14 protein-coding genes are annotated in these 16,979 nt (G+C 64.8%); 11 read left to right on the top strand and 3 right to left on the bottom strand.

Annotated features, from left to right (window positions below; genetic code table 11):
- Nucleotides 1-92: 92 nt before the first annotated feature.
- The 4 genes from BLT40_RS04705 (at nucleotide 93) to BLT40_RS04690 (ending at nucleotide 2,390) form a co-directional block, all read left to right on the top strand.
- A complete protein-coding gene (locus BLT40_RS04705) occupies nucleotides 93-461 on the top strand; it encodes a BON domain-containing protein (protein ID WP_218124519.1) in 369 nt (122 codons plus the stop codon).
- A 14-nt stretch (nucleotides 462-475) separates the two neighbouring features.
- Nucleotides 476-997, top strand: coding sequence for a hypothetical protein (locus tag BLT40_RS04700; RefSeq protein WP_043694172.1), 522 nt, complete (start codon nucleotides 476-478; stop codon nucleotides 995-997).
- Nucleotides 998-1,152: 155 nt separating this feature from the next.
- Complete coding sequence (locus tag BLT40_RS04695; RefSeq protein WP_090351834.1) at nucleotides 1,153-1,500, top strand: hypothetical protein; 348 nt, start codon at nucleotides 1,153-1,155, stop codon at nucleotides 1,498-1,500.
- Entirely contained in the window at nucleotides 1,497-2,390 is an 894-nt protein-coding gene (locus BLT40_RS04690; RefSeq protein WP_090351831.1) for a bestrophin family protein, read from the top strand. Before BLT40_RS04695 ends, BLT40_RS04690 begins: the two co-directional genes overlap by 4 nt.
- Here BLT40_RS04690 and BLT40_RS04685 read toward each other — a convergent pair.
- Nucleotides 2,378-3,667 carry an inorganic phosphate transporter gene (locus BLT40_RS04685; protein ID WP_255363940.1) on the bottom strand — a complete coding sequence of 430 codons (1,290 nt, stop codon included), beginning with the start codon at nucleotides 3,665-3,667 and terminating at the stop codon, nucleotides 2,378-2,380. The genes BLT40_RS04690 and BLT40_RS04685 overlap by 13 nt on opposite strands.
- 73 nt (nucleotides 3,668-3,740) lie before the next feature.
- Here BLT40_RS04685 and BLT40_RS20520 point away from each other — a divergent pair, with 73 nt between their 5' ends.
- From BLT40_RS20520 to BLT40_RS04675, 3 genes are all read left to right on the top strand, one after another.
- Entirely contained in the window at nucleotides 3,741-3,995 is a 255-nt protein-coding gene (locus BLT40_RS20520; protein WP_255363939.1) for a hypothetical protein, read from the top strand.
- Nucleotides 3,996-4,071: 76 nt separating this feature from the next.
- Nucleotides 4,072-4,908, top strand: coding sequence for a CHAD domain-containing protein (locus tag BLT40_RS04680; protein ID WP_090351828.1), 837 nt, complete (start codon nucleotides 4,072-4,074; stop codon nucleotides 4,906-4,908).
- 407 nt (nucleotides 4,909-5,315) lie between these two features.
- Nucleotides 5,316-6,641, top strand: a complete 1,326-nt coding sequence (locus BLT40_RS04675; protein ID WP_255363938.1) for a carbohydrate-binding protein — start codon at nucleotides 5,316-5,318, stop codon at nucleotides 6,639-6,641.
- A 37-nt stretch (nucleotides 6,642-6,678) separates the two neighbouring features.
- On the opposite strand, the gene BLT40_RS04670 is transcribed toward BLT40_RS04675, so the two are convergent.
- Both BLT40_RS04670 and BLT40_RS04665 read right to left on the bottom strand, forming a co-directional pair.
- Nucleotides 6,679-7,068, bottom strand: a complete 390-nt coding sequence (locus tag BLT40_RS04670; protein WP_143025831.1) for a response regulator — start codon at nucleotides 7,066-7,068, stop codon at nucleotides 6,679-6,681.
- Between the two features lie 25 nt (nucleotides 7,069-7,093).
- Complete coding sequence (locus tag BLT40_RS04665; protein ID WP_090351820.1) at nucleotides 7,094-10,207, bottom strand: CheR family methyltransferase; 3,114 nt, start codon at nucleotides 10,205-10,207, stop codon at nucleotides 7,094-7,096.
- 180 nt (nucleotides 10,208-10,387) lie between these two features.
- On the opposite strand from BLT40_RS04665, the gene BLT40_RS04660 reads away from it, so the two are divergent.
- From BLT40_RS04660 to BLT40_RS04645, 4 genes are all read left to right on the top strand, one after another.
- Nucleotides 10,388-12,598, top strand: a complete 2,211-nt coding sequence (locus tag BLT40_RS04660; RefSeq protein WP_079519981.1) for a TonB-dependent receptor — start codon at nucleotides 10,388-10,390, stop codon at nucleotides 12,596-12,598.
- A gap of 102 nt (nucleotides 12,599-12,700) precedes the next feature.
- Nucleotides 12,701-13,219: an RNA polymerase sigma factor gene (locus BLT40_RS04655; RefSeq protein WP_036112903.1), complete on the top strand. Its 519-nt coding sequence runs from the start codon at nucleotides 12,701-12,703 to the stop codon at nucleotides 13,217-13,219.
- Nucleotides 13,212-14,357 (top strand): FecR family protein, encoded by a 1,146-nt coding sequence (locus BLT40_RS04650; protein WP_176809100.1) that lies wholly within the window; start codon nucleotides 13,212-13,214, stop codon nucleotides 14,355-14,357. Before BLT40_RS04655 ends, BLT40_RS04650 begins: the two co-directional genes overlap by 8 nt.
- A gap of 119 nt (nucleotides 14,358-14,476) precedes the next feature.
- Entirely contained in the window at nucleotides 14,477-16,948 is a 2,472-nt protein-coding gene (locus tag BLT40_RS04645; RefSeq protein WP_090351815.1) for a TonB-dependent receptor, read from the top strand.
- Nucleotides 16,949-16,979 lie beyond the last annotated feature (31 nt).

Here is a 16,979-nt window from a genome sequence, read left to right as displayed (position 1 = left end):
TAGCCTGAGCGAAACTCCCGTCGCGTGGATTGCACCGCCGGTTCACGGCGTCTGCCGCGTACTGCGCCCTCCCCCGCGACGGAGCTGACGCCGTGACCTTTCGTATCGCCCCGCTTCTCGCCTTCGCCGCCCTGGTCAGCGCACCCGCGTTCGCCCAGGACACGTCGAAGGTCGACAACACCCAGATCAATCAGCGCGACCGCCATACCGAGCATGCGACCCCGTTCGATCAGTCGAACGACCCGGCCGACATCAAGCTGGCGGCCAGCGTGCGCGCCGCTATCGTCGCGGATGACGGCCTTTCGAGCGCCGCCCATAACCTCAAACTGATCGCGGCCAAGGGCGTCGTCACGCTTCGCGGCCCGGTCAAGGACGCCGCCGAGAAAGCGCGGGTCGAAAGCATCGTGCATTCCGTGGCCGGCGTGAGCCAGGTCGAAAACCAGCTCGATACCAAGCACTGAAAGCGAGGACCGTCATGAAAGCATCTGTCTACTGCACCACCCGTACCGTCGAGCAGGCCGAGCACATCGTGCTGGAACTGAAGCAGGCGGGCTTCACGAGCGACGATATTTCGGCGCTCCTGCCCGACCGCCGCGGCACCCGTGACTTCGCGCACGAACACCACACCAAGGCGCCCGAAGGTGCCACGACGGGTGGCGTTCTCGGCCTGGGTCTGGGCGCAGGTCTGGGCTGGCTGGCCGGCGTCGGCGCGCTCGCCATTCCCGGCGTCGGCCCGTTCATCGCGGCCGGACCGATCATGGCCGCCCTGGGCGGCGCCGCCGTCGGCACGGCTACCGGCGGCATCCTGGGTGCGCTGGTAGGTATGGGCATTCCGGAGTTCGAGGCGAAACGCTACGACGCCAAGGTCCGTGAGGGCAGCATTCTTATTTCCGTCCACACCGAGAGCGGCCGCCAGCGTGACGTGGCAAAGGATGTCTTCAAGCGGAACAACGCGGACGATATTTCCACCGGCTCTGAAGCCACAGCGCCGACGTGATGCGATGGACGGCGCCGGCCAACGGTGCCGTCGGCTCTTACCGATACAGGGGCTCACGGACGACGCCCCGTTCGACGTATTGCCCGATCCGGGGCAATCCGTCTCAGGCCGGAATGGGATCGTCGTGGCACAATGGGCCGACCCACGATCGAAGCATGACCATGAACTCGTCCGGCAAATATGATTTCAAGCAGTTCCAGGACGAACTGGCCGCCCTAGACCGATTATCCGGGAATACGGCAACGAAACCGGTCGTCGCGCCCGAGCCGGTAGTGCCTGAGCCGGTGGCGCCAAAGCGCCGCGGCCGGCCCCCCAAGGTCGATCCCCTCGCGCCCGCCAGGGCGGAGTTCGAGGCGCTGCGGCTTCGTTACCAGCTCAGTGTGGCCGACGTGGTGGCATGGTTTCCGCCTGAAGAGGGCATCGCGTACCTCCAGGGCCTGATCGCCAGCGCGGAACCGAAGCCGCGTAAGCCGCGCACCAAGAAACCGTCCGTCGACGAATGACCCGTACGCGCACGCCAAGCCTGCGCTCGCTGCTCTTCTCCCTGAGCGGCGTGAACGGGTCGATCGTCCCGATGATCTGGCGCCGCGTCCTTTACACCGTCCTTCTGTCGCTGATCGTGGTCCTGCTGGACCATCGCCTCTTCGCGCTCAAGGCCGGTCTGAATGCGGCACCACTGACCTTGATGGGTCTCACTCTGGCCATCTTTCTGGGCTTCCGCAACACGGTGGCCTATCAGCGATGGTGGGAGGCCCGCACGCTCTGGGGCGAGATGATCATTGCGATGCGCAATCTGGCCCGCCAGCGCATGGCGTTCCTGCCGGGCACCGAGGCGGTCGACGCGCGCCGGCTCACATACCACCTCATTGCCTATGCGCACACGCTTCGTCACCACCTGCGCGGCAGCGACCCCGCCGCGGAGCTGGGGCAGTGGCTCGACCAGGCGTCCATCGAGGCCATTCTCGCCGCGCCGAACCGCCCGTCCGCCCTGCTGGCGCGCACCGGGGCCGTCTACGCGGAGATCGCCCGGGCGCTTAACATCGAGCCCATCCTGCTGGCCGCGATCGACGCCGAACTCGGCAAGCTGTCGCATGTACTGGGCGGCTGCGAACGCATACAGGGCACGCCCATCCCGTTCGCGTACATCCTGCTGCTGCACCGGACGGTACACATCTACTGCTTCCTGCTGCCGTTCTGTCTGGTCGGCCTGATGGGCTGGTTCACTCCGCTGGTCGTGGGTGTGCTTGCGTATACGTTCTTTGGCCTGGATGCGCTGGGCGATCAGATCGAAGATCCCTTCGGCACCTTGCCGAACGACCTGCCACTGGATGCCTACAGCACGACGATCGAAAACGATCTGCTCGCCTTGCAGGCATCCGCTCAGAACAGGTGACGCAAAAGCCAGAACAACCCCGCGGCCAGAGCGATGGATACCGGCAAGGTCAGCACCCAGGCCATCAGCATGCTGCGCACCGTGCTCCACTGCAGACCCGAACCGTTCGCGACCATCGAGCCGGCTACGCCCGATGAGAGCACGTGCGTCGTGCTCACCGGCAGACCGAAGCGATCGGCGGCACCGATCGTGAGCATGGCGACCACCTCCGCGGACGCGCCCTGCGCATAGGTCAGGTGCTGCTTGCCGATGCGCTCGCCCACGGTGCGCACGATGCGCCGCCAGCCGACCATCGTCCCAAGGCCCAGCGCAATGGCGACGGCGACCTTCACCCACGGCGGAATGAACTTGGTCGATTTGTCCAGCAGGCCGTGGTAGTTGCCGAGCACGGCACTGTCCTCCGCACGGAAGGCGGGCTTCTTGTCCTTTTCCATCAGGCGCAGCGCTTCCGAACTCAGGTACATGTTGTTGCGAACGTTGTTGACTTCATGCTCCGGCACGTCGGCCAGCGTGGGCCGGTTGGCAACCTGCGCGCCGATGCTGTCCGTGAGCTGGACCAGGGCGGCCATCGTCGTCGGCGTCGCCTCGCGCGACTGGATGTAACGCTCGATCTCGCTGCGTGCCGATGCCACCGGCGCCGCGCCCTGCGCATACTTCTGCAGCGTCTCGCTCGCATGGTGGGCGACCGAGACAAAACTCTGCGTCTCGTCCTGCGTCACCGCCCGGTTCAGTGCATATGCGCTCGGCACGGTACCGATGAGGATCAGCATGATGAGGCCCATGCCCTTCTGTCCATCATTGGAACCATGCGCGAAAGACACGCCGGTGCAGGTCAGAATCAGCAGACTGCGCACCCAGAACGGCGGCGGCTTGTCGCCATGTGGTTCGGCGTACAGCTCGGGCGCCTTGACGAACGTCTTGAGCAGCATCAGCAGGGCGAAAGCGAGACCGAAGCCGATCAGTGGCGAAAACAACAAGGCCTTGCCGACGCTCAGTGCCTGACTCCAGTCGACGGCGGCATTCGCGTTGCCGGGATTCATCATCTGGTTCATCAGGCCTACCCCGATGATCGAGCCGATCAGCGTGTGCGAACTCGACGACGGCAGCCCGAGATACCAGGTGCCCAGGTTCCAGACGATCGATGCGAGCAGCAAGGCGAACACCATCGCGAAACCGGTTCCGCTGCCTACGTTGAGCACGAGTCCGATCGGGAGCAACTGCAACACGGCATAGGCCACCGCACCACTCGAGATCAGGACCCACGAAGTTCCAGCCACCGGACCAGACCACGGCGAAGGTAGCCGGCAACGACCGCGTGTAGATGACCGTCGCCACCGCGTTCGCGGTGTCATGAAAGCCGTTGACGAATTCGAAGCCCAGCGCGATCAGCAGCGCGACGCCGAGCAGGACGTATTCGAAGATTGGGCTGGTGGGCGCCACATGGAGATCGTGGCCGAGCTGTATAGCGACATAAACGGTCGCAGCCAGCAGAACCGCGGTGAAGATACCCAGGCTGAGCAAGCGGGTTTGCGGCGACCCCGCGGCTTGTTCGGTCAGGACGGTGCTGTTCATGGCGCGCCTCCGGTCTTGGTCTCCCAGAGGTAGCAAGCGCGTATGACGAACCGGTGTCAGTGGCGGCAGCGTGGCGTGAAGACCATGTAAGCGTGGTATTAATGCCGCCATGCCGACCACACCGAAACTCGCCACGGCCCTGGCCGCATTCGCCGCCAGCGAATGCCGTCGAGCCATCCGGTCGCTGGGCGATAGCAAGCAGCCGCACACGGGCATCCACGAAGCCCGCAAAGCCCTGCGCCGACTCAAGAGTCTGCTGAGACTCGGAGCGACGGTCTTCGAGGGCGCGCTGCCGCCACTGGAAACCGCCATCGATCGCCTCGCGGTGAGTCTTTCGCCCTTGCGCGACGCCCACGTCGCCGTGCTCACCGCTCGCCTGCTTGCGGGCGCCGATCCGTCCGATGGATGGAAGCACGCCATCGAGGCGCTGGAGTTGCGCAGCGAGAGTCGGCTCACGGCGGCGCTGATCAAGGATCCCCGGTTTCTCGATCGCCGCAAACGCATTCGCGAACTCGCCCACGCCGTCGCCGCGCTTCCCTGGCGGAAGATGTCCCGGCATGTACTCGAACACGCGGTCGCGAACTCGGAAAAGCGCGTCGCGAAAGCGCGCAAGCGCATGCGCAAGTCGGCGACGACGGCCAACCTTCACCGTTGGCGCAGGCGGGCCCGACGGTTGCGCATGCAGCTGGAGTTGATCCGCAAAGCGCGCAAGGCGGCCGGGATGCCTGCCCCCCATCATGCGGAACGCGACAAGGCACTCGCCAGGGCTATGTCCGCCCTGTCCGACACGATAGGTAGCAAGCAGGATCTGCGCGCGCTGCGCAGGACCCTTCGCACGATCGTCGATCCGGACACCATGCCGGCGTTGATCGTCGCGATAACGCACGAGCTGAAGAAGCACCGCACGCCCACGATCGACTCACTGCCTCAGCATCGCGTCGGGTAGACCGTACCCTTTGCCTGGACGCATACGTGCTTCCGGCAAGCGGACTCGCGACGGCGACATCGTGACACGGATCGATTGACCCACGTTGTCATTCAGGACAATTGAACCGTCACTCTTGGCGGTAAGTGGCTTGCGCAGTGCATCACGAGCGGGATATCGCATACACAGCATCGACGAAAAAAAATACCCCGCGATGCCGCAAAACTGGCGTCGCGGCTTTCATGGCACCCGTCACATTTCGTCACATTCCAAATAGACAACGTTGTCATTCCGGACTAAACCGTAAGCGCTCAATCGTGGTTGGTCGTATCGCGCAAGGACGCGGTCAGGGGACGTAGACGCCGGCACTCCGCCGTGGTCGCGCGCGCCCCTTCCCTTTCAAGCACCACTCGATCCGGAGGCGCTCCATGTTCCCGAAAGCATCAGCTATGCGGTCTCGTGCGGTACTGGGCGGATGTACAGGCAGTCTCGCCCTCGCTATCGCGCTCGCTCTTTCCTCGGTCGTCCCTGTCAACGCCGCGCATGCGGCCACGGCGTGCGCCGCCGCCTGGCAGGCCGGCACGGTTTATACCGGCGGCAACGTGGCCAGCAAGAATGGCACCAACTACGTCGCCAACTGGTGGACTCAGGGCAACGATCCCGCCACCAACAGCGGCGGTGCCGGCTCCGGTCAGCCGTGGACCTCGCAGGGCGCCTGCGACGGCGGCACGACAACGCCACCCACCGATCCAGGCAACCCGGGCGGCGATCCGCCGACCAACCCGCCGCCCGCGGCGGGCGACCTGCTGTTCAGTCCGTACAAGGACATCACGATCAACCTCGACTGGAACACCAACATCATGTCGACGCTGGTCACCGGAACGCGGATTCCGGTCGTCGGCAGCGGCAGCCTCGTGTCCACGCAGGTTCCGAACATCGGTGCGATCACCCTCGCCTTCGCGACCGGCGAATGCGGCAGCGAGAACTGGGGCGGCGTTCCCGCCGCGGCATTTGCCAGCGCGAACATCGCGCGGCTCAATAGTGCAGGCGTGAACTACGTCGTCTCCACCGGTGGTCAGGCGGGGACGTTTACCTGTGGCAGCACCGCGGGCATGGCCAAGTTCATCCAGACGTACAACTCATCGCACCTCGTCGGCATCGACTTCGATATCGAAGGCGGACAGACACCCGCTCAGCTGAACGCCCTGATCGCCAACGCGAAGTACGCCGCTGGCCTGTACCCGAACCTGCGTTTCTCGTTCACCCTCGCCACCCTGGCCGCTTCCGACGGCAGCTACGGCGGCCTGAACGGCACCGGTGACGCGGTGGTCCGTGCCGTGCTCGCATCCGGCCTGCAGAACTACACCATCAACCTCATGACGATGGATTACGGTGCGGCCGGTGCCGGTGTCTGCGTGGTCAGCGGCGGTAGCTGCGACATGGGTCAGTCGGCCATCCAGGCGGCGAAGAACCTGCAGCACACCTACGGCATTCCGCTGACGAAGATCGAGCTCACGCCGATGATCGGTGTCAACGACGTGTCGAGCGAGACCTTCACCCTTCAGGACATTGATGAGGTGACGGCGTACGCCGCGACCAACAAGCTGGCCGGCGTGCACTTCTGGTCGCTCGATCGCGACACGCCATGCACCAACGGCAACAATGGCGGCTTCGCCTCGCCGACGTGCAACTCGGTATCGGGCACCAGTGCCTTGCAGTACACCAGGCGCTTCCTGAGCGACCTCGGTCGCTGATGCGATACGTCGCCCCCGGCCGTGTCCGGGGGCGGCTTTACGATGCGTGTGCCGGGCGCTGGCGGCCGGGGACGGACAGCAACGCCTCGACCACGTCGGCGCGCCTGAAAGGCTTGGTGCAGACCGTACAGCCGCTGTAGGCCGGCTTGATGCTGTCGCGCGCATAGCCGGTCATGAACACGACGTGCGCTCCACGAGCCAGGAGGGCATCGACGGCGGGATAGGAATACTCGCCGTGCAGGTTTACATCGACCAGCGCCGCATCGATGTAGGCGTCCGATGCGGCATGCCGGATCGCTTCATCGAGCCATCCGAACGGTCCGATGGCGTTGGCACCTGCCGATCGAAGGAGAACGACGAGCGACTGCGCGATGACGTAGTCGTCCTCGATCACCATGACCGCCTTGCCGGTCAGTTCCATACCCATGGTCTTCGCCCCCCCCCCTCGCCGATCAGTAATGGACGCCGCGATTGTTCATCGGCATGTCGAGAACGTAGCGGACACCGTCTTCCTCCAGTTGCCAGGAGGGCCTGGCACGTAACGAGAACGCGAGCGCCTGCTCGATCAGCTCCCGTCCGAAACCCTTTCCGACCTCGCGGTTCGCGATCGCCACGCCACTTTCCTTCCACGTCAACGACAGCGTTTCCTCGCTCTCGCCGATGAGGCGCCAGGTCACGGCGAGGGTGCCTCCACCGTCGTTCCGCAATGCACCGTACTTCACCGCGTTCGTTGTCAGCTCGTGCAGCGCCATGCACAGTGTCTGCGCCACGTCATAGCTGAGCGGCACGGCGGGACCCTCGATGGAGACCTTGCCGGCGGGCACCGGGTGAGCCTCCAGTTCCAGCCGAAGCATATCGCTCAGGTCGATCGACTCACCGGACTGGCTTCCCACCAGACCCTGCACACGGCTGAGCGCACCGAGACGGACGCTGAGTTCGTCGAGGCCCTGCGAACCTTTGACGGTGCGTCGGACGATGCTCTCCACGATGGTCAGCAGATTGCGCGTCCGATGCTGCAACTCGGCGATGAGCATCCTCTGTCGCGCTTCCGAGCGGGTCAGGCTCGTAATGTCCAGAAACGTCACCACGACGCCGTCCACCTGCGCATCGGAAGCCTGATAAGGGGCGACGCGAAGGAGGTAGTGCCGCCGCCCGTCCTCGCTGGTGGTGCGCCGCTCGATCGGCGCGTGGTACCGGAAGACCTTGTCGATGTCCTCCGGCAGGGTGGGAATCAGCAGCTGCGTGGACAAATCCGTGATAGGCCTGCCGCGGTCGCTGCCCCGGATATTGAAGACCGTTGCGACAGCCGGTGTGTAGGAGCGTATGACGAGACCGCGATCCAGGAACACCGTCGCCACGTTCGTGCTGTCGAACAGGTTGATCAGGTCGCTGTTGGCCCGGTCGAGCGCGTCGATCTTGCCGTGAAGCTCGCCATTGACAGTGTGCAGTTCCTCGTTGACGGACTGCAGTTCCTCCTTGGATGCTTCTAGCTCCTCGTTGGTGGACTGGAGTTCTTCGTTGACCGAGACGAGCTCTTCGTTGGACGCTTTGAGTTCCTCGAGCGAGGTCTCGTACTCCTCTACCATCGACTGCAGGCGATCGCGCGTCTCGCGCAGTTCGTGTTCCACCTGCGAACCGTCGGCGCCGCCACGACCGAGGTGATCGATCGCATCGCCGCGACTCTGGACCACTCCCTGATCGACAAACAGGACGATGTACAGCGAATCGGCGGCGTCTCCGCCCTGAAGGGCCTCGATGTGCAGCGTGAGGACCTGGATGCGCCCGTCTTCGAGTTCCACCATGACGCCTTCGCGGCTGCTGGCACGGCCGCTCTCGACACAGGCACGGAAGCAGGTTCGCAGATCGAGCCGGATATCCTTCCGCGCCATGGTCATCAGGTGACGGGTCGGCGCGCCGGCGGGCGGCTCGAGATACTTGCCCGTACGCGAGGAGTAATAGACCACGTCGCCATCGCGGTTGGCGACGACGTGCGCAGGCGCGAAGCGATCCAGCACCTGCTGATCCACCAGCTGGCGAAGACCCGTTCCCGGCACGTCGGTACGGCGTGGGGACATCACGGCGGCGTACCCGCCGGCACCCCGCGCGGGACCCACCGGAAGGCGCAGATTGCGGGTGCTGTCCGAGCGGCGACGGAAGATACGATGGCGCTTCTCCAGGGATTCGAACAGATCGTCAAACAGACTGACATTTTCAGCGGAGCCCAGAAACAGGAAACCGCCCGGACGAAGGGCGTAATGAAAGATCGGAATCACCTGGCTCTGCACATCCGCGCCGAAATAGATCAGCAGATTGCGGCAGGACACGAGGTCGATGCGGGAAAACGGCGGGTCGCGGATCAGGCTGTGCGGGGAAAAGATGCACAGGTCGCGCACTTCCCTGGCCACCACGTATGCGTCCCCGTCGGCGGTGAAGAATCGCTCGCGGCGCTCAGCGGACACGGACGTCATCAGTGCTTCCGGATAGCGAGCCGCGCGGGCCACGGAAAGCGCGCTGTCATCGATGTCGGTGGCGAACAACTGGACTTTCGGCGGCGCGCTCAACGCATCCATGTATTCGCGTACCACGATGGCGATGGAGTAAACCTCTTCACCCGTGGCACAGCCGGGCACCCAGAGGCGTACGACATCGTCGGCTCCCTTGTGCTCGAAGAGCCGGGGTATCACGCTGGCCGCCAGCGCTTCGAAAGCGGCGGCGTCCCGGAAGAAACTGGTCACGCTGATCAGCAGGTCGCGGAACAACGCGTGCACCTCCTGCGCGTCCGTGCGAAGCAGCGCCAGATACTCATCCATCGAGCGCATGTCGTGTACCTGCATGCGTCGCTCCACGCGCCTGACGAAGGTTTTCGTCTTGTATCCGCTGAAGTCGTGTCCAAGCTGGCCACGCAGCAATTTGTAGATGTGGCCCAGCAGATCGGCGCGGGACTGCTCCGCCTCCCTGGATGCGATGCCGGTCCGCTCGAGGGCATCCGCCGCGTGCATCATGTCGAGCAGGCGCGCCCCCATACGCTCGGCGGGCAAGGCAAAGTCGATGAAACCCGTGGAGATCGCCGTGTCGGGCATGCTCGGATGGCGCGGGCCGAAGCCATCGGGCGCCTGAGCCATGGTGATACCGCCGTGCTCCTTGATCGCCTTGACCCCCAGCGTCCCGTCTCCATCGCCTCCGGAGAGAACCACGCCGACGGACCGCTCGGCGAAGTCCGTGGCCAGCGACGCCAGGAGCAGATCGACAGGCTTGACCTCGCCGCGACCCACGGTCGCAGTGAGCACGAGGCGGCCCTGGGCGGTGGTCAGGGTGGCTCCTTCGGGCAGTACGTAGACGTGCCCCGATTCCACAGGCGAATCATGGACGGCGACCGAGACGGGCCGGGAGGTGAAGCGCGCCAGTACCTCGTGCAGCAGGCTCTCGCGTTCGGGGTTCAGGTGGGTCGCAACGACGAAGGCGGCGTCCAGTTCAGCCGGCACGCCCTGGAAAAAACCTTGCAGGGCTTCGATGCCACCGGCGGAAGCGCCGATACCCACGACGAGAAAGGTGTCTTCAAGGCTCATGGCGTCCCTCATCCTGGCGCCCGGCATCTAGAAGGCATGACCATGCTCGTGCGCACCGCCCCGGAAGTCAAATGGCCGCGGCGTCCCGCCACTGGCGGCGGATTCACGGATCGATCATAATAAGATCGATTCGCATTTCCATTCGCCTCTAGCCGGGCGACTCTCGCTCTCGGGACCACCATGCTTGCCACCTCCTTCCAGGCGCGTCGCCGCCTCGCCGTGTCCATCCGCGCCTCTCTCATCGGTGCGCTTCTCGTCACCGGTGCCGCACACGCGGCCGATGCATCCGCCCCGGACGATCAGAACAAGCACACGGACAACGTCACCACCCTGTCCGGCATGCAGGTAGCGGCGAATGTCGTCGCGCCTACGGCGGCCTACGCGGGTGGGCAGGTTGCCCAGGGCGGCCGCTTCGGCGTGCTGGGTAACCAGGACATGATGAACGTGCCTTTCAGCATGACCAGCTATACGGACACGCTGATCCGCAATCAGCAGGCCCGCTCGCTGGGTGACGTGGTCTCGAACGACCCGTCGGTCCGGACCGGTTTCGGCTACGGCAATTTCTCGCAGACCTTCGTGATCCGCGGTTTCCAGGTCGCCAGCGACGACATCGGCTTCGACGGTCTCTATGGCCTCCTGCCGCGTCAGCTGCTGGCGCCTGAGCTGGTCAACCGCGTCGAGGTGTTCAAGGGTGCCAGCGCGTTCCTCAACGGTATCAGCCCGGGAGGCACGGCCGTCGGCGGCAACATCAACATCGCGCCCAAGCGCGCCGAGGCCGAACCCATCACGCGTATCGGCATGGACTGGGGCAGCGACAGCCAGATCGGCGAGAGCGTCGATATCGGCCGTCGGTTCGGCGCCGGCAAGGAATTCGGTATCCGCGTGAACGCCGTCCACCGCGAGGGTGGCGACGCCATCGATGGCGAAAAGCGTCGCGTCACCGCGCTCGGCGTCGCGTTCGACTTCCAGGGCGAGAACCTGCGCATCACGACCGATCTGGGTTATCAGAAGCAGGACATTACGGGTGGCCGTGCGGTCGTCTACAACGGCGGCCTGACCTATGTGCCGCGCGCGCCTTCGGCGAAGACAAACTATGCCCAGCCGTGGTCCAACTCGTCGCTGGAAGATACCTTCGGCGTGGTTCGTGCCGAATATGACTTCACCGACTGGCTGACCGGTTACGTGGCCGCCGGTGTCCATCACGGTAACGAGTATGGCGACTACGTGAGCCCGAGGCTGCTCGACGGCAGCGGCAGCGCCACCGAGACACGCTTCACCGTCCCCTATATCGCGGACACCGCCACCGGCGAGGCGGGTCTGAACGCGAAGTTCGACGGCGACGTGAGCCAGCGCATCAACGTGAGTTTCTCGGCACTCAACTTCCGCAAGAAGGCGGCGTACGCCGGTTCGCTGACGCCCATCCAGACCAACATCTATTCGCCGACCTACGTGCCGGTTCCGGCGTTCGACTACGACATCGGTCCTATTGCCGATCCGGGCATCACCGGGCGTACGATACTGCGCAGCGTTGCCGTCTCCGACACGCTCGGCTTCATGGACGACCGCCTGCAGGTGACCCTGGGCGCCCGGCGCCAGAAGCTCGAGGTGCTCGGCTACGACTACGGCACCGAGGTGAAGAACTCGGAATACAGTCAGTTCGCCAACAGCCCGATCGTCGGCATCAATTACCGGTTCGCCGATCAGTGGTCGATCTACGCCAACCACATCGAAGCGCTCACCCAGGGCGGCCAGGCGCCGGATACGTACGGCGGCCTGCCGGTGACGAATGCCGGCCGGGTATTCGCACCTTACAAATCGAAGCAAAACGAGGTCGGCGTCAAGTGGGACGCCGGCGAGTTCGGCAGCACGCTGTCGCTGTTCCAGATCAAGCAGCCCAACGCGTATGTCGATCCCTCGACGATCACCTACGTGGTCAACGGCGAGCAGCGCAACCGCGGCGTCGAATGGAGCTTCTTCGGTGAACCGGTCAAGGGCCTGCGCCTGCTGGGCGGCGCCAACTACATCCAGCCGGAACAGACCGACACGCAGGACGGGGTCAACGAAGGCAGGGACTCGATCGGCACGCCGCGCTTCCAGGCGAACCTCGGTGCGGAATGGGACATTCCGAACACCCCGGATATCTCGCTGAGCGCACGCGCCGTCCGCACGGGGAAGCAGTACCTGGATGCCGCCAACTCGCTGAAGCTGCCGGCATGGACCACCTATGACATCGGTGCACGTACCACGGCGCATCTGGAGGGTGTGCCCGTCACGTTCCGCCTGACGGTGCAGAACGTGGCCAACAAGGGCTACTGGGCCAGTGCCAATGGCGGTTACCTGAGCCAGGGGACGCCGCGTACGTTCCTGGTGTCGGCTTCGTTCGACCTGTAAAGAGCATCGCCAGCGGGGCTGGCTCCCACAGGAGCCGGCCCTGCGCCGTAACACCGCTGCCACAAACGCCTCCTAGGCTCGTCACACGAACCGGGAGCGACCTTGAGCCACGAGACGCCGTCGAGTTGGGCGCGCTTGTTGGTCGACAAGGGTCCCACCCTCGCCAATTACTTCCTCCGCCGCGTCTCCCATCGCTGGGATGCGCAAGACCTCGTGCAGGAGGTCTACCTGCGCCTGCTGCGCAATGGTCAGGGCGATGCTTCGGACGTTCGCAACCCCGAAGCCTATCTGTTCACCGTCGCCGCCAACCTGGTCAAGGAACACGCGCAGATGAAACAGCGCGCGCCGATCAGCAGTGAAGGGCTCGAAGACGTTATCGAACGCCTCGCCACGCCATGCGACGCGGGCGCCGACGTCGATCGCGCGTTGCGCCGTGAACGACTGGCGACACTGATCGGACGGCTTTCGCCGAAATGTCGCGCCGTCCTGGTCATGCATTACCGCGATGACCTGTCCTACCGCGAGATCGCGGAGCAGTTGTCGATCTCCACCAACATGGTCAAGAAATACATCGTCAAGGGACTGGCTACGTGCCGGCAAGGGATGCTGCGCTATGAATGAAGCACGGACGACGCGCGTATCGCGACGCACGACCGAAGAAGCCGCGGCCTGGCACCTCGACATGCGTGAGGAGGTCGACGCGGGCACCCGCCAGCGCTTTCTCGACTGGCTGCGCCGGTCGCCCCAGCATGTGGCCGAATACCTCGCCATCGCTCAGTTGCACGGTGAAATGCGCGCAGCGACGCTGGCCGAGATCGCTACGTTCGACGAACTGCGCGCACTGGCCGACAGCGAACCGTCGGTGCTGCCGTTCGTTCGTGGCGGCCAGGCGTCCAGGGTCGCGGCACCGCAGGATGGCCAGCGACCATCCGCCGCAGCCGAACCCGCAACAGCCCACCGCCATGAGCGTCAGCGGGCCCGCACCGTCCGACGCCTCGCGATCGCCGCAAGCGTCGCGATGGCCGTGTCCATCGGACTCATCGGCGCATGGCCGGCCCGGGAAACCCCGGCAGTGCGCTATGCGGCGGACGCTGCCGCCGTCCGCAGCGTTGCACTCGATGACGGCACATGGCTCCAGCTTGCACCGGGCGCCATGGTGGACGTTGCCTTCGATCTTCATGCACGCCGCATCACGCTAATCGCCGGCCACGCCAGTTTCGACATAGGCAAGGATCCGGCGCGCCCACTGTCCGTGATGGCGGGTGGCCAGCGGATCGACGACATCGGCACGGTCTTCAACGTCGGTCTTCGCGACGGCGAGACCGACGTCAGCGTGGTCAGCGGACGCGTGACCGTATCGCAGCGCCCCGTGGCATGGCTGGATCGCGCGAGCCAGCGCGTCACCGGCTCCGCATGGTCGACCGATACTATCGTCGCGCTCGGCGCGGGCGAAGACGCACGCGTCGCCATGGACGGGCGTCTGCTGGGTCACGCCAATCACGCCACTGCCACGGTCGCCCCCTGGCTGCCGGCGGAGATCGCCTTCCACGGTAGCAGCGTGGCCGACGTGGCCCGGCGCTTCAACGCGTATACGCAGGCACCGCTGACCATCGACGACCCCGACCTGGCGGACAAACGTATCAGCGGCGTCTTCCACGCGAGCGACGTCGAGGCCTTTGTCAGCTACCTCGGCAGCCTGCCGAACGTCCGCGTGATCCGCGAACCAGGACGCATCCGGTTCGTTTCGGCGAAGCGCTAAACGACGCTGTAAGAAAAAATTCATCGAATCGGCGGTACCCGATGGCCCGCGAACGGACTCTTTGATGGGGTCGGCACCACACGTTGCCATGCTTCTACCCCTCAAAGGAAAGCGTTCCCATGCGTCATTCGCTCGCGCTCTGTATCGCCCTCGCCCTCGCGGCCACCGCCTCGCCCACGCTCCGCGCCGCCACGGTGAGCACGACACCGATCGCCGCCATGCCGCTCTCGCAGGCACTGGATCGCTTTGCGCAGGATTCGGGCTGGCAGGTGGTCTATGACACCAGCGTGCCGGACGACGCGCGCAGCACCGCCGCTCCGGGCGGCGTTACCGCCGAAAAGCAGCTGGCCACCCTGCTCCGCGGTACGCACCTGACCTACCGCTTCGTTACCCCGACGACGGTGAAGATCGTGCCGGGAAACGTCGGGGCCGGCCCGGCGCCGGCGAGGGAACTGCCCGCCATCGACACCCATGACGACGCGAAGAACCTCGCGCCGGTCAGCGTCTCAGCCAACGCGGTGGACACGCTGGCACCGAGCGCCGCGCCGCTCGACGCCACCCAGCCGACCTCGGTGATCGACGAGCGTTTCATCCGCGACGGCCTGCGCTTCAACGCCAACTTCGACGACATCATCAAGTACGCACCGAGCATCACCGTGACCTCACCCGAGGGTCCGGGCCTGGGCAAGAACGAAGGCATCAGCCTGCGTGGATTCCAGGATGGCCAGTTCAACATCACCTTCGACGGCATTCCCTTCGGCGACGCCAGCGACCTGCACCACACGACCTCGGCTTACTTCAACAATCATGTGCTCGGCCAGGCGGAGATCGACCGTGGCCCGGGTGGCGGCAGCACCATCGGTAACGCCACCTTCGGCGGCACCATCGCACTGCGCTCGCGCGATCCGTCCGACGAGCCGGGCATCACGCCCTACCTCACGCTGGGCAGCTGGAACACGCGGGCCGGCGGCGTCACCGCCGACGAAACCCTCGGCAACACGCGCGTGTTCGCCGACATCTCCAAGGAATCCAGCGATACCTACCTCAAAGGTACGGACGATCGCCGTGAGCACATCTTCCTGAAGACGATCACGCAGCTCGGTACCACCACCGAACTCACGTTCGTCACCAGTTACAACCGCGAACACCAGAACACCGTGCAGGGCGCGACCAAGGATGAAATCGACCGCTACGGCTGGCGTTTCGGGCTCGGCAACGATCCGACCTTGCAGAACTTCGCCGGTGCGAACAACGCCGCCTACTACTCCAGCTTCACTTATCTGGGTCTCACCAGCCAGGTCGGTGACTGGACCGTCGACGACAAGCTCTACTACAACAGCTTCGACCACTGGGCGCGCAAGGCCAGCGACGCGTCGGACATCGACCCTGCCGACAATGGCGTGACGTTTTACAATGCGGCCGGCAAGAAGGTGCGCACCGTGGCGGACGACGTGCCGGGCAAGTTGTCCGACTCCGGCTTTCATGCGTTCGGTAACGTGCTTCGCCTTGGCCGCGACCTCGGTCCCGGCACACTGAAGACGGGTGTCTGGCTCGAACGAAACCTCGATGCGCGGTACCAGTATCCGCTCGACCTGACCACCGGCGAGAAGACCGGCACGAAGTACAGCCCCGTCCAGAACTACGAGCTGAGCGACCGCACCGACACGCTGCAGCCTTATCTCCAGTACGACTGGAAGGCCACGGACAGCATCACCGTGAGTCCGGGCGTGCGCTACTCGGAAGTCACCCGCAGCATCGACGCACCGCTGAATAAGGTATCCCCGCCGGTGCCGCTCGATGCGGAAGCGACCTATCACGCTACCCTGCCCTCGATCAGCGTGCACGACCGCCTGAGCGATGAGTGGAGCGCGTATCTGCAGGCCGCCAGGGGCTTCCTCGCACCGCCCATCGACGTCATTCAGGTCAACGGCTCACACGGCCTCAGCCCGGAAACCACGAAGAACTACCAGCTGGGCACGGCCTTCGCGTCACGCCAGCTGACCTTCGGCGCCGATGTCTACTACATCGACTTTTCCAACTACATCACCAAGACCCAGGTCGCCACCGACAACGGCAACGAGAGCACGTACGTCAACGGTGGCGGCGCCATCTACAAGGGTGCGGAAGTCGAAGGGACCTGGGCGCTGACGCGCACGCTGAGCCTCTACGGCAATGCCAGCTACAACAAGGCCACGTACAAGAACAGCAGCGTGCAGGTCGCCGGCACACCGAAGGTCACGGCCGCGCTGGGTTTGCTCTACAGCGGAAGCAACGGGTACTTCGGTTCGCTGATGGGCAAGTTCCTCGGCCACCAGTACGGTCTGGACAATACGACCGACGACGATGGCAACCTGGCGTTCCATAACGATCAGCGCATCGCCGGCTACATGAGCGTCGACGCCGCCGCCGGCTACCGCACGGACAAAGGCCCCGCCGGAACCAAGGGCTTTTCCGTGAGCATCGACGTCAACAACCTGTTCAACGTGCACAAGTACACCGGCTATGCCGGCACGCAGTCGGTCAAAGGCGATCCGCTCTACTTCGGGCTGCCCGGTCGCGGTATCTTTCTCGACCTGTCGGTGAAGCTGTGAGGGCCGCGCTCGCCCTACTCCTCGCTGCGGC

Source organism: Dyella sp. 333MFSha (assembly GCF_900102405.1).
Classification (GTDB): domain Bacteria; phylum Pseudomonadota; class Gammaproteobacteria; order Xanthomonadales; family Rhodanobacteraceae; genus Luteibacter; species Luteibacter mycovicinus.
Note: the sequence above shows the minus strand (reverse complement) of the source record. Positions and strands in the feature narration are given on the sequence as shown.

Excerpts from the sequence above, each read along its gene's own strand:
- BLT40_RS04675 (WP_255363938.1), top strand. The coding sequence starts at position 5,316 with ATGTTCCCGAAAGCATCAGCTATGCGGTCTCGTGCGGTACTGGGCGGA.
- BLT40_RS04660 (WP_079519981.1), top strand. The coding sequence starts at position 10,388 with ATGCTTGCCACCTCCTTCCAGGCGCGTCGCCGCCTCGCCGTGTCCATC.
- BLT40_RS04665 (WP_090351820.1), bottom strand. The coding sequence starts at position 10,207 with ATGAGCCTTGAAGACACCTTTCTCGTCGTGGGTATCGGCGCTTCCGCC.
- BLT40_RS20520 (WP_255363939.1), top strand. The coding sequence starts at position 3,741 with ATGAAAGCCGTTGACGAATTCGAAGCCCAGCGCGATCAGCAGCGCGAC.
- BLT40_RS04650 (WP_176809100.1), top strand. The coding sequence starts at position 13,212 with ATGAATGAAGCACGGACGACGCGCGTATCGCGACGCACGACCGAAGAA.
- BLT40_RS04700 (WP_043694172.1), top strand. The coding sequence starts at position 476 with ATGAAAGCATCTGTCTACTGCACCACCCGTACCGTCGAGCAGGCCGAG.
- BLT40_RS04680 (WP_090351828.1), top strand. The coding sequence starts at position 4,072 with ATGCCGACCACACCGAAACTCGCCACGGCCCTGGCCGCATTCGCCGCC.
- BLT40_RS04645 (WP_090351815.1), top strand. The coding sequence starts at position 14,477 with ATGCGTCATTCGCTCGCGCTCTGTATCGCCCTCGCCCTCGCGGCCACC.
- BLT40_RS04690 (WP_090351831.1), top strand. The coding sequence starts at position 1,497 with ATGACCCGTACGCGCACGCCAAGCCTGCGCTCGCTGCTCTTCTCCCTG.
- BLT40_RS04695 (WP_090351834.1), top strand. The coding sequence starts at position 1,153 with ATGACCATGAACTCGTCCGGCAAATATGATTTCAAGCAGTTCCAGGAC.
- BLT40_RS04670 (WP_143025831.1), bottom strand. The coding sequence starts at position 7,068 with ATGGGTATGGAACTGACCGGCAAGGCGGTCATGGTGATCGAGGACGAC.